Here is an 11,576-nt window from a genome sequence, read left to right as displayed (position 1 = left end):
GACGGCGGTCCTCCGCCGGCCGTGCACCCCGGTCACCGCCGCGTCAACGCCGCGACGGTGCTCCCGCGATACCCCGATAACGGGGGATCTCCGACTCATGGGACCCCTTCTGCCCATTCGTCCTACAGAAATCCCCACCCCCACGCGCACCACCAGACACTCTGGTGCGCATCCGTTTGGGAATGTAACCGCTCAGACGAACATCCACAAGAGAAGAGTCAGATGCTGCATCTGGAATACAGGTGTCGCGAAACAGAGAAGGCCCCGCCGAAGCGGGGCCTTCTCACGTGCGATGCTGCGGGATTCAGAGGCCCGCGATGATCTCGCGCATGAGCGCGGCGGTCTCGGACGGCGTCTTGCCGACCTTGACACCGGCGGCCTCGAGGGCCTCCTTCTTCGCCTGCGCGGTGCCCGCCGAGCCCGAGACGATCGCGCCGGCGTGGCCCATCGTCTTGCCCTCGGGAGCGGTGAAGCCGGCGACGTAGCCGACGACCGGCTTGGTCACGTTCGCCTTGATGAAGTCGGCCGCGCGCTCTTCGGCGTCGCCGCCGATCTCGCCGATCATGACGATCGCCTTGGTCTCGGGGTCGGCCTCGAACGCGGCGAGCGCGTCGATGTGGGTGGTCCCGATGACGGGGTCGCCGCCGATGCCGATCGCCGTCGAGAAGCCGATCTCGCGCAGCTCGTACATCATCTGGTAGGTCAGGGTGCCCGACTTCGACACGAGGCCGATCGGTCCCTTGCCGGTGATGTTGGCGGGCGTGATGCCGACCAGCGACTCGCCGGGCGTGATGATGCCGGGGCAGTTCGGGCCGATGATGCGCGTCTTGTCACCCTTAGCCTGCGCGTACGCCCACGCCTCGGCGGTGTCGCCGACGGGCACGCCCTCGGTGATCACGACGAGCAGCGGGATCTCGGCGTCGATGGCCTCGACCATCGCGTCCTTCGTGAACGCCGGCGGCACGAACGCGATGGAGACGTCCGCGCCGGTCTTCTCGATCGCCTCGGCGACCGATGCGAAGACGGGCAGCTCGACGGGGTTGCCGTCGGCGTCGGTGTGCAGCACGGTGGTGCCGGCCTTGCGGGCGTTCACGCCGCCGACGACCTGCGTGCCGGCCTTGAGCATGAGCGCGGTGTGCTTGGTGCCCTCGCCGCCGGTGATGCCCTGGACGATGACCTTGGAGTCCTTGTTGAGGAAGATCGACATGTCTGTTCTTTCCTAGTTCCGGATGCTGACGGGTCAGGCGTTGGCGAGCTCGGCGGCCTTGTCGGCGCCCTCGTCCATCGTCTCGGCCAGGGTCACGAGCGGGTGGTTCGCGTCGCGGAGGATCGCACGGCCCTCTTCGACCTTGTTGCCGTCGAGGCGCACGACCAGCGGCTTCGAGGCGCTCGAGCCCAGCTCGGCCAGCGCGCCGACGATGCCCTTGGCGACCGCGTCGCACGCGGTGATGCCGCCGAACACGTTGACGAACACGCTCTTGACCTGTGGGTCGCCCAGGATGACGTCCAGGCCGGCGGCCATGACCTCGGCAGACGCGCCGCCGCCGATGTCGAGGAAGTTGGCGGGCTTCACGCCGCCGTGGTTCTCGCCGGCGTACGCGACGACGTCGAGCGTCGACATCACGAGGCCCGCGCCGTTGCCGATGACACCGACCTCGCCGTCGAGCTTGACGTAGTTGAGGTCGTTCGCCTTGGCCTTCGCCTCGAGCGGGTCGGCTGCGGCCTTGTCTTCGAGCAGCTCGTGGCCGGGGTGGCGGAAGTCGGCGTTCTCATCGAGCGACACCTTGCCGTCGAGGGCGATGACGTCGCCCTCTTCGGTCAGCACGAGGGGATTCACCTCGACGAGCGTGGCGTCCTCGCCCTTGTACACGTTGAAGAGCTTGACGAAGACGTCGCTCACCTTGTCGACGAGGTCCTCGCCGAAGCCCGCGGCCTGAGCGATCTCGACAGCCTTCTGCTTGTCGATGCCCTGCAGGGGGTCGACGGCGACCCGGGCGAGCGCCTCGGGGCGCTCGACGGCGAGCTCTTCGATCTCCATGCCGCCCTCGACGCTGCACAGCGACAGGTAGGAGCGGTTGGCGCGGTCCAGCAGCACCGAGAAGTAGTACTCCTTGTCGATGCGGGCGCCCTGGGCGACCATCACGCGCTTGACGACGTGGCCCTTGATGTCGAGGCCGAGGATCGCCTGCGCGGCCTCGTAGGCCTCGTCGGGCGTCTTGGCGACCTTCACGCCGCCGGCCTTGCCACGGCCGCCGGTCTTGACCTGGGCCTTGACGACGACGACACCGCCGATCTTCTCGGCTGCGGCACGCACCTCCTCCGGCGTGTCCGCGACGATGCCGGCGAGCACCGGCACCTCGTACTTCTCGAAAAGGTCTCGTGCCTGGTACTCGTACAGATCCACAGTTGTTTCCTTCGCAGGTGGCGAATGGGGTGGGGATGACGCTCAAAAGCGTCTCGACGTCGAGATATCGACCAGTCCCCCAGCCTACTACCGCTTGCTGTCCGGTTCTGACGGCAGCGACGCGCCAGGGTCGGTCACGCGTCGACGGCGGGTTCGTCGATCTCTTCTCCGGGCACCCGGGGAAGGCGCGTCAGATCGCACAGTGCGGGCCCCTCGATGCGGCATCCTTCCGCGGTGAACCGCGACGCGTGCAACGGGCAGTCCCACGACAGGTCCGCGTCGTTCCACCTCAGCACGCCGCCGAGGTGCGGGCAGATGGCGCTCACCGCGCGCGTGCGCCCGTCGACCGTCGAGATGCCGACCGGGTGACCGCCGCGACTGGCGACGACGCCCTCACCGTCCGCCGGCCGCCGGATGGGCGTGGGCATCGTCTGCGCGCCGATCCATCCGTATGCCGCCTCCCATCCCACGCGCAGGTTCTCCACGCCGCCGCGCGCGAGGTCGGCGGGCACCGTGAAGCGCGTCGCGATGATGTTCATCCAGTCCGGCCGCTCCTTGTGCGGCACCTTGCCGATCTCGGCGGTGATCCGCTGCGCTGCGGCGGGAGCGTTGGACAGCCCCCACTTGGCGTAGCCGGTGGCGAAGCGGATGCGTCCGAGGCCGCGTGGCATCGCGCCCACGAACGGCACGAGGTCGTGCGACTGGTAGTCCTGCGCCGACCACGACGCGACGGGCGTCGCATCCGGGAAGTGCTCCTCGGCCCACGAGATCAGGCCGTCGATCTCGGCGCGGACGGACGACGTCCGGCCCACCGCGAACCCGTCTCCGCCGACGATCAGCTGCGCGATCCCGGCGGGGCCGTCCGCCTCCGTCACCGACCGCACCGACTTCGTCCGTCCGTCGACCGAGATGAACAGCCCCGACGGCACCGGCGCGCTCGTCGCGAACGCCACGCACGACGAGCGCAGCCCCCGCACCTTCGCGAAGTAGAGTCCGCGGTCGACGATCGGCGTCGCCGTCGCGAGGACCACCTGTCCCGCGGCTGCGTAGCCGGCGGTGGTCTCGACGCCCGCCCTCGGCACCGCGTGCACCCGCGTCACCCGCACCCCGGTGTGCAGCACACCGCCGGCGCGCACGAACTCCCGCGCCAGCGCGACCAGCAGCCGCTGCGGGTCGATGGCGACCTGGTCGTCCAGGGCGACGGCATCCACCACCGGGAACGGCACCTGCGTCAGCTCGTCCGCCGAGGCGCGTCGCACCGCAAGGCCGGCCTCCGCCGCTGCCCGCAGCTCGGCCTCGACGCACTCGGCCCCCTCCGGCGTCTGCGCGTAGGAGTACGCGGTGCGCCGCGAATACGGCACCGTCAGCTCGTCCGCGATCTCGGTCACCCAGCGTGCCCCGTCGAGGTTCGCCTCGACGTAGGCGCGGACGAGCCGGGCGGGATGGTGCCGGCGCAGGGCCGACAGGACCGACCCCTGCAGCACCGTCAGCTTGCCCGTGTTCGCCCCGGATGCGAGCTCCCCGACCTCGCCGGCTTCGATGACGGCGACATCCTTGCCCTCACGCAGGAGCATGAGCGCCGTCGCGAGGCCGGTGAGCCCCGCGCCGACGACCAGCACATCGCGGCGGCGGCCGGGCTGGAACGGCGTGCCGGTCACAGGGTCGGTGGTGCGCTTCCAGATCGGCGTCATCACCCAACCTCAGCCGACGGCACGCGCGACGTCGACCCCGTTGACAGCGCGGCCCCACCGGTGGAATGCCGCAGATGCGCATCCCGAGCCCGCGCCCGCGCGGACTAGGCTCTCTTCAAGATGTCCGACACCACTGCCGCCCAGGGCCTCAGCGCCGCACAGGCCGCCTCGCGCGCCGCCGTGGTGGCCGCCGCGCTGGAGCTGTTCGCCGAGCAGGGCTTCGATCAGACCTCGGTCGAGCAGATCGCCCAGGCCGCCGGTGTCTCGCGGTCCACGTTCTTCCGCCAGTTCGGCGGGAAGGACGACGTCGTCTTCACCGACCACGAAGAGCTGCTCGACATGCTGCGCGACTTCCTCGCGCAGCAGCACCGCGACCCGTGGGCAGCCGTGTGCGAGGCATCCGTCCTCGTCTATGCGCACTTCGCCGCCGACCCCGAACTCGCGCGCCGGCGCTACCAGGTGGTGCGGCAGGTCCCCGCGCTGCGCGACCGCGAGATCGTCACGGTGTTCCGCTACGAACGCCTGTTCGACGAGTACCTGCGGGCGTCGCTGCCGGGCCTCGACCCGGTCGACGCGGTCGGCTTCTCGGCGCTCGTGACGGCGATCCACAACCACGTGCTGCGCCGTCTCATCCGCAGCGCGAAGAAGGTGCCGGCATCGGTGCTGCGCACGGCGCTCGACGACGCGCGCCGACGCTTCGGCGTGCTGCCCGGCGACGACGCGGCGCCCACCGCGGACGACGTGGTGGTCGCGGTGTTCCCGCGCGCGACGCCGACGGCCGAGATCGTGCGCCGCCTGCGGGAGCAGCTCGACTCCTGACAGGCGGCGGGTCCGCCGACGGCGTCAGAGGGCGTCGTAGACCGCGCGCAGGTAGGTGCGGCCGCGGTCGGACGCGAGGATGCCGTCGGACATGCGGTTCATCACGTACGCGAAGGTGATGCCACGGTCGGCGTCCGCGGTGACGAGCGAACCGCCCCACCCGCCCCAGAACGCCACGCGCCCCTCGGGGATGTACGCGGTCGAGAGCGGGTGCCGCAGCCCCCACCCGAGGCCCCATCGCAGCGGCAGGCCGAGCACGAGGTCGGTGCCCTCGACGGGCGCGGCGAAGACGCGGTCCACGGTCTCGGCCGCCAGCATCCGCGTGCCGTCGACGACGCCGCGGCCGGCGATCAGCGCGTTCAGCCGCGCGGCCGAGCGCGCGTTCCCCTGTCCGCCCGCACCGCCCACGCCGGCGGCGCGCCACGCGCGCGTCCACGTGATCTCGGCGCCGAGCACGGGCCCCGCGAACGTGCGCGCCGCGGGCGAATCGGGCGGCAGCGCCGACAGGTCGAGCTGCGACGGCGGCGGCGGAACGACAGGCGACACCCGCGCGTCCTCGGATGCGGGCAGACCGAGCCAGAAGTCGGCGCCGAGCGGCCCGGCGAGCTCCTCGGCGACGAACGCGCCGAGCCCCCGCCCGGTCACGGCACGGACGATGCCGTGGACGAGGTGCCCGTAGTCCAGCAGGTGGTACCCCGATGCCGCGCCGGCAGGCCACCACGGCGCCTGGGCAGCCAGCCGGTCGGTCGCGGCATCCACGTCGAGGATGTCGTCCGGCGTGACGGGCTGATCCCAGCCCGAGACCCCCGACGAGTGCGTCATCACGTGCCGCACGAGGACGGATTCCTTGCCGGCCGCGGCGAACTCCGGCCAGTGCGCGGCGACGGGCGCATCGGGGTCGACCGCCCCGCGGTCGATCAGCAGCAGCAGCGCGAGCGACGACACGGTCTTCGAGATCGACCACACGTTCGTCAGGGTGTCACGGCTCCAGGGGATGCTGCGCTGCACGTCGCCCCAGCCGCCCCACACGTCCACGACGGGACGGCCGTCGACGAGCACGCAGAGCGAGCCGCCCAGCTCCTGTCCGTCTGCGAGGTTCGCGCGGAAGGCCTCCCGCAGTCCGGCGAAGCGCTCGTCCGCCTGCCCCTCCACGACCGTCGTCCCTGCGACCTCGATCGACATGCCGTCTCCTTCGACGCTCGGCGGGCCTTCCGTCGCGGGTGCCCGTTTGCAGAAACATACCGCGTGGTCGGTATGCTTGTCACCACCTCGCGCTCCCCGGTCCTCGGACCGCGGAATCGCGAGAGGATGTGTCTCCGCCGCCGTTGCGGTGCATCACGACGAGGAGGTCGGATGAAGATCACCGGAGCCGTGCTCGAGGTCTCGGGTGCGCAGCCGCCGTTCGCAGCCTCGCACCCGTTCACCATCGGCGAGGTCGAGCTCGACCCGCCCGGCCCGGGCGAGATCCTCGTGCGCATCGAGGCCGCCGGCGTGTGCCACTCCGACCTCAGCGTCGTCGACGGCAACCGCGTGCGCCCGGTTCCGATGCTCCTCGGTCACGAGGCCGCCGGCATCGTGGAGCAGCTCGGCGACGGGGTGCCCGACCTGGCCCCCGGCGATCGCGTGGTGATGACGTTCCTCCCCCGCTGCGGAGAGTGCGAGGGATGCCGGTCCCACGGCCGGCTGCCGTGCCTGACGGGCTCTGCGGCCAACAACGCGGGCACGCTGCTGGGCGGCGCCGGACGCCTGCATCGGACCACGCCGGACGGACGCCAGAGCGTTCACCACCACCTCGGCGTCTCGGCGTTCGCGACGCACGCCGTCGTCAGCCGCGCCTCCGTGGCCCGTGTCGACCCGGACGTTCCTGCCGACGTCGCCGCGCTGCTCGGATGCGCCGTCCTCACCGGGGGCGGAGCCGTCGTCAACGCCGGGCGTCCGGAGCCGGGAACGCGGGTCATCGTCGTCGGTCTCGGCGGCGTCGGCATGGCGGCGCTCCTGGTCGCCGTCGCCCTGGGGCACGAGGTCGTCGGGATCGACACCGTCGCCGAAAAGCTCGACTTCGCGCGCGAATGCGGGGCAGCCGCGGCCCTGTCGCCCGCGGAGGCGCTGGACGACGGCATCCGCGCTCCGCTCGTCGTCGAAGCGGCCGGCGCGGCACGCGCGTTCGAGACCGCTGTCGCGCTCACCTCCCCCGGTGGCACGACCGTGACCGTGGGGCTGCCGGCGCCTGACGCGCGCGCGAGCGTGTCGCCGCTGCAGCTGACCGCCGAGGCCCGGACGATCGTCGGCAGCTACCTCGGCTCGGCCGTGCCGAGCCGCGACATCCCCCGCTACGTCGAGCTGTGGCGCGCCGGACGCCTGCCGCTGGAGCGGCTGGTGTCGTCGCGCATCCGGCTCGACGAACTCGACGCCGCCATGGACCGCCTCGCCGCCGGCGGCGAGCTGCGGCAGCTCATCGTCTTCGACCACCCCACCCCCGAGAGGAACCTCGCATGACCAGAACCGCCATCGTCACCGGCGCCGCACGCGGCATCGGCGCCGCCACCGCTCAGCGCCTCGCCGCCGACGGGTTCGCCGTCGCGGTGCTCGACCTCGACGAAGCCGCCTGCGCGGGCACCGTCGGGTCGATCGTGGATGCCGGCGGCCGGGCGATCGCCGTCGGCGCGAACGTCGCCGACGCGGCGTCGGTCGAACGCGCCGTCGCGCGTGTCGTCGACGAGCTCGGCGCGCCCACCGTGCTGGTGAACAACGCCGGGATCATCCGCGACAACCTGCTGTTCAAGATGACGGAGGACGACTGGGATGCCGTGCTCGCGGTGCACCTGCGCGGGGCGTTCCTCATGTCGCGCGCGGTCCAGGAGCACCAGGTCGCCGCGCGCTGGGGGCGGATCGTGAACCTGTCGAGCACCTCCGCGCTCGGCAACCGCGGGCAGGCGAACTACGCCGCCGCCAAGGCGGGCATGCAGGGCTTCACCAAGACGCTCGCCATCGAGCTCGGCCGCTACGGGGTCACCGCGAACGCGATCGCGCCGGGGTTCATCGTCACCGACATGACGCGGTCCACCGCCGAGCGCATGGGCGTGCCCTTCGAGGACTTCGTCGCGCACGCGGCCACCGAGATCCCGGTGCAGCGCGCCGGCACCCCCGACGACATCGCGGCGGCGGCCTCGTTCTTCTGCTCCGACGAGGCGGGGTTCGTGTCGGGCCAGGTGCTGTACGTGGCGGGCGGACCCCGGGCATGAGCATCGCCGTCGCCTCCCCCGACGCGCTGCCGGACGCCGTCGGCGCGTCCGCGACCGGCGACTGGTTCACCATCGACCAGGACCGCATCGCCGCGTTCGCCGACGCCACCGAGGACTGGCAGTGGATCCACCTCGACGCCGAGCGCGCCGCCGCCGGCCCGTTCGGCGCCACGATCGCCCACGGCTATCTGACGCTCTCGCTGCTGCCCCGCCTGACCCAGGGGCTGCTCGAGGTCGGCGGCACCGGGATGGTCGTCAACTACGGTCTCGACAAGGTCCGCTTCCTGCAGCCGGTGACGGCCGGCTCTCGCGTGCGCGCCGTCACCGAGGTCGCCGGGGTCGAGCCGACGCCCCAGGGCTGGCGTGCGGACCTGCGCACGACCGTCGAGCTCGACGGGGCCTCACGGCCGGCGCTCGTCGCCGAGACGGTCGCGCTCTTCGTGCCCACGACGTGAACCCCGGGGATGCCGGCGGCCCGTGCCGCCGGCATCCCCGGTCATCTCACGCGTCGTCGGCCAGCGTGTCCCGGATCGTCGTCGTGAGCTCACGGGCGAGATCGCTGGCGAGGAAGCCGATGCCGACCCGATCGGTCAGGCGGTCGCCCGCCCGCGCGTGCGACCAGGCTCCCCACACCGCGGCGCGCTCGGTGCCCGCTCCCCGTGCGGCGAAGCCGGCGATGGCGCCGGCCAGCACGTCGCCGCTTCCCGAGGTGCCGAGCCCTCCGCCGCCCTCGTCCACCCGCCAGGCGGCGCCGCCGGGGGCGGCCACGACGCCGTAGCAGTTGACGACGGCCGTGAAGCGCTCGGCGATCTCGCGCACGGCGGACTCGTCGCCGGCCTCGACGTCTCGCTCGAGGAGGATCCCCGCCTCGTCCTTGTTGGGGCTCAGGACGACGGCATCCGGCAGCACCCCGCGGTCGATCCGCGGCAGGACCCCCAGCGCGTAGGCATCGAGCACCACGCACTGCGGACGGGCCGCCGCCACGGCGAGCAGGGTGGCGCGCGTCTCGTCGGGATCGTCGAACCCGGGGCCGACGAGCACCGCGTCCGCCCTCGACACACGCTCGGCCAGGCGCACGTCGAAGGGCTGGTCGGCGTCGTCCGGCAACGGGAAGACCCCTGCCTCCGGAAGGGCGACGCCCACCTGCGCGTCGATCGAGCGCGGGACGGCCAGCGCCACCCTGCCGGCGCCGACGCGCAGCGCCGCCTCACCGGCGAGGAGCGCCGCGCCGGGCGAGCTGCGTGATCCGCCGACGACGATGACGTCGCCGCGCGTCTTCTTGGACTCGCCGGGGCTCGGCAGCCCCCATGTCCGCAGCAGCGCGGCCGAGACCGGCTCAGCGGGGCTCGACATCGGGGCTCCCCGGGTGGGCGGTGACATCGGCGCCCTCGCGTCGCAGGTGCTCGACGTCCGAGAAGGCGGTGATCTGCCAGCCGCCTTCGCCGCGGGTGAGATGGGTCACCGAGGCGTTGAGCACCACGTGGTCCTTCGCGAAGTCGAGCAGCTCCTCCTCGCCCATCGGCAGCAGCACGTACAGCACGAGCATCACCACGGCATCGTGGACCACGAGCATCGCCCGCTCCTCGGGCCCGTTCAGCGCGTCGCGCAGGAACGACCTCAGCCGCAGCGCGACGTCCGCCCACGACTCCCCGCCCGGCGGCCGGTGGTAGAACTTGCCGAGGTGCTGCCGGCGCGCGGTCTCTTCGGGGTGCAGACGGGCGACGCCCCGCCGCGTGAGAAGGTCGAGCACGCCGAGCTCGCGATCGCGGATGCGCTCGTCGACGACGATCGTGGCATCCGGGCCGTCGCTGCCGAGGGCGATCGCCAGCGTCTCGCGCGCCCGCACGTACGGCGAGACCCAGTACGCGTCGATCGCCTCGCGGTGCGCCGACACCCATTCGCCGAGCGCCAGCGCCTGCTCCCGTCCCGTGCCCGACAGCGGCACGTCGGCGTCGCGCACGTCGAGCGGGATGACGTCGAGCCCGTCGACCTCCGCCTGCGATGCAGCAACATTCCCGACGCTCTCGCCGTGCCGGGCCAGCCAAAGCTCCTTCACTGCCATGGCGCCAGGCTAGTGACGGAGCCGCTGCGTCCGGGGGCCGTTGACAACGGCCCCCGGACGCCTCCGGCCCTCGCCGGGGCGAGCTACACGCGCTCGAGCACCATCGCCATGCCCTGGCCGCCGCCCACGCACATCGTCTCCAGCCCGTACCGGCCGCCGGTCGTGGCCAGGCCGTTGATCAGCGTCGAGGTGATGCGGGCGCCGGTCATGCCGAAGGGGTGGCCGACCGCGATCGCTCCGCCGTGCACGTTGAGCCGGTCGGGGTCGACGCCGAGCTCGCGGGCGGACGGGACCACCTGCGCGGCGAACGCCTCGTTGATCTCGACGAGGTCCATGTCGTCGATCGACAGTCCGGCGAGCGCGAGCGCGCGACGCGACGCCTCGACGGGCCCGAGGCCCATGATCTCGGGCGACAGTCCCGAGACCCCGGTCGACACGATGCGGGCGAGCGGCTGCAGGCCGAGTTCGTCGACGACGCGGTCCGACACCACGACGACCGCGGCGGCGCCGTCGTTGAGCGGGCAGCAGTTGCCGGCAGTGACCGTGCCGTCCGGCCGGAACACCGGGTCCAGCCCCGCGAGCGCCTCCACCGTCACGCCCGGCCGCGGGCCGTCGTCGGTGGCGACCACCGTCCCGTCGGCGAGGGTCACGGGGGTGATGTCGCGCGCCCAGAACCCCGACGCGATCGCCGCCTCGGCGCGCTGCTGCGAGCGCGCGGCGAACGCGTCCTGCTCGTCGCGTGTGATGCCACGCAGCTGCGCGACGTTCTCGGCCGTCTGCCCCATCGCGATGTACGCGTCGGGCAGTGCGCCGCCCTCACGCGGATCGCTCCACGGCCCCGTGCCCTCGCCGGCACGTGCCGCGGTGCGCCGCAGCGCACCGGCGAAGGCCGGGTTGACGGCATCCGGCAGATCCGACGCGCCCGCGCCGTACCGCGACACGGACTCGACACCGGCCGAGACGAACACGTCGCCCTCGCCGGACTTGATCGCGTGGAAGGCCATGCGCGTCGTCTGCAGCGACGACGAGCAGTACCGGTTGACGGTGGTCCCGGGAACGGCGTCCCAGCCGAGCAGCACCGCGACGATGCGCGCGAGGTTGAAGCCCTGCTCGCCGGCGGGCTGACCGCAGCCGACGAGCAGGTCGTCGATGCGCGCGGGATCCAGCCCGGGCACGCGGTCGAGGGCCGCATGCACCATTCTGGCGGCCAGGTCGTCGGGTCGCACGTCGGCGAGCGATCCCTTGCGCGCGCGCCCGATCGGCGAGCGCGCGGTGGCCACGATGTAGGCCTCGGTCATGGGGTTCCTTTCGTCGGTGCGTCGAGGACGTATGCTCTCGCCGAAACCACACGCCGTCGG

General features: G+C 72.4%; 11 protein-coding genes. 4 read left to right on the top strand and 7 right to left on the bottom strand.

Translation table 11 applies throughout. The annotated features are described in order from the left end of the window. Nucleotides 1-304: 304 nt before the first annotated feature. The 3 genes from sucD to FB391_RS03065 form a co-directional block, all read right to left on the bottom strand. The gene (gene sucD / locus FB391_RS03075; protein WP_141892808.1) at nucleotides 305-1,207 is read right to left on the bottom strand and encodes a succinate--CoA ligase subunit alpha; all 903 of its coding nucleotides are present in this window, start codon (nucleotides 1,205-1,207) and stop codon (nucleotides 305-307) included. 33 nt (nucleotides 1,208-1,240) lie between these two features. Continuing rightward, entirely contained in the window at nucleotides 1,241-2,404 is a 1,164-nt protein-coding gene (gene sucC, locus FB391_RS03070) for an ADP-forming succinate--CoA ligase subunit beta (protein WP_141892807.1), read from the bottom strand. 134 nt (nucleotides 2,405-2,538) lie between these two features. Beyond that, nucleotides 2,539-4,095 carry an FAD-dependent oxidoreductase gene (locus FB391_RS03065; protein ID WP_141892806.1) on the bottom strand — a complete coding sequence of 519 codons (1,557 nt, stop codon included), beginning with the start codon at nucleotides 4,093-4,095 and terminating at the stop codon, nucleotides 2,539-2,541. Nucleotides 4,096-4,215: 120 nt separating this feature from the next. On the opposite strand from FB391_RS03065, the gene FB391_RS03060 reads away from it, so the two are divergent. Further along, on the top strand, nucleotides 4,216-4,914 hold the full coding sequence (locus FB391_RS03060; RefSeq protein ID WP_141892805.1) for a TetR family transcriptional regulator: 699 nt from the start codon (nucleotides 4,216-4,218) through the stop codon (nucleotides 4,912-4,914). A gap of 24 nt (nucleotides 4,915-4,938) precedes the next feature. Here the strand turns inward: FB391_RS03060 and FB391_RS03055 are convergent, their stop codons facing one another. Beyond that, entirely contained in the window at nucleotides 4,939-6,096 is a 1,158-nt protein-coding gene (locus FB391_RS03055; protein ID WP_141892804.1) for a serine hydrolase domain-containing protein, read from the bottom strand. Nucleotides 6,097-6,267: 171 nt separating this feature from the next. On the opposite strand from FB391_RS03055, the gene FB391_RS03050 reads away from it, so the two are divergent. Genes FB391_RS03050 through FB391_RS03040 form a run of 3 tightly spaced genes read left to right on the top strand, consistent with a single transcriptional unit; the run spans nucleotide 6,268 to nucleotide 8,611 of the window. Then, a complete protein-coding gene (locus tag FB391_RS03050; protein WP_141892803.1) occupies nucleotides 6,268-7,410 on the top strand; it encodes an alcohol dehydrogenase catalytic domain-containing protein in 1,143 nt (380 codons plus the stop codon). Continuing rightward, nucleotides 7,407-8,156 (top strand): SDR family oxidoreductase, encoded by a 750-nt coding sequence (locus FB391_RS03045; protein ID WP_141892802.1) that lies wholly within the window; start codon nucleotides 7,407-7,409, stop codon nucleotides 8,154-8,156. The genes FB391_RS03050 and FB391_RS03045 overlap by 4 nt, the downstream gene beginning before the upstream one ends. Then, a complete protein-coding gene (locus tag FB391_RS03040; protein WP_141892801.1) occupies nucleotides 8,153-8,611 on the top strand; it encodes a MaoC family dehydratase in 459 nt (152 codons plus the stop codon). Before FB391_RS03045 ends, FB391_RS03040 begins: the two co-directional genes overlap by 4 nt. A gap of 46 nt (nucleotides 8,612-8,657) precedes the next feature. Here the strand turns inward: FB391_RS03040 and FB391_RS03035 are convergent, their stop codons facing one another. The 3 genes from FB391_RS03035 to FB391_RS03025 form a co-directional block, all read right to left on the bottom strand. Beyond that, nucleotides 8,658-9,509, bottom strand: coding sequence for an NAD(P)H-hydrate dehydratase (locus FB391_RS03035; RefSeq protein ID WP_141892800.1), 852 nt, complete (start codon nucleotides 9,507-9,509; stop codon nucleotides 8,658-8,660). Further along, nucleotides 9,493-10,218: a histidine phosphatase family protein gene (locus tag FB391_RS03030; RefSeq protein ID WP_141892799.1), complete on the bottom strand. Its 726-nt coding sequence runs from the start codon at nucleotides 10,216-10,218 to the stop codon at nucleotides 9,493-9,495. Before FB391_RS03030 ends, FB391_RS03035 begins: the two co-directional genes overlap by 17 nt. A gap of 83 nt (nucleotides 10,219-10,301) precedes the next feature. After that, nucleotides 10,302-11,516, bottom strand: a complete 1,215-nt coding sequence (locus FB391_RS03025; RefSeq protein WP_141892798.1) for an acetyl-CoA C-acetyltransferase — start codon at nucleotides 11,514-11,516, stop codon at nucleotides 10,302-10,304. Between the last annotated feature and the right edge of the window lie 60 nt (nucleotides 11,517-11,576).

The organism is Microbacterium kyungheense (genome assembly GCF_006783905.1).
Classification (GTDB): domain Bacteria; phylum Actinomycetota; class Actinomycetes; order Actinomycetales; family Microbacteriaceae; genus Microbacterium; species Microbacterium kyungheense.
This window is presented reverse-complemented; position numbering and strand designations above follow the sequence as displayed.

Bases quoted from the DNA above. Each gene is read 5' to 3' on its own strand.
- sucD (WP_141892808.1), bottom strand. From the start codon at position 1,207: ATGTCGATCTTCCTCAACAAGGACTCCAAGGTCATCGTCCAGGGCATC.
- FB391_RS03035 (WP_141892800.1), bottom strand. From the start codon at position 9,509: ATGTCGAGCCCCGCTGAGCCGGTCTCGGCCGCGCTGCTGCGGACATGG.
- FB391_RS03050 (WP_141892803.1), top strand. From the start codon at position 6,268: ATGAAGATCACCGGAGCCGTGCTCGAGGTCTCGGGTGCGCAGCCGCCG.
- FB391_RS03065 (WP_141892806.1), bottom strand. From the start codon at position 4,095: ATGACGCCGATCTGGAAGCGCACCACCGACCCTGTGACCGGCACGCCG.
- FB391_RS03040 (WP_141892801.1), top strand. From the start codon at position 8,153: ATGAGCATCGCCGTCGCCTCCCCCGACGCGCTGCCGGACGCCGTCGGC.
- FB391_RS03030 (WP_141892799.1), bottom strand. From the start codon at position 10,218: ATGGCAGTGAAGGAGCTTTGGCTGGCCCGGCACGGCGAGAGCGTCGGG.
- FB391_RS03045 (WP_141892802.1), top strand. From the start codon at position 7,407: ATGACCAGAACCGCCATCGTCACCGGCGCCGCACGCGGCATCGGCGCC.
- FB391_RS03055 (WP_141892804.1), bottom strand. From the start codon at position 6,096: ATGTCGATCGAGGTCGCAGGGACGACGGTCGTGGAGGGGCAGGCGGAC.
- FB391_RS03025 (WP_141892798.1), bottom strand. From the start codon at position 11,516: ATGACCGAGGCCTACATCGTGGCCACCGCGCGCTCGCCGATCGGGCGC.
- FB391_RS03060 (WP_141892805.1), top strand. From the start codon at position 4,216: ATGTCCGACACCACTGCCGCCCAGGGCCTCAGCGCCGCACAGGCCGCC.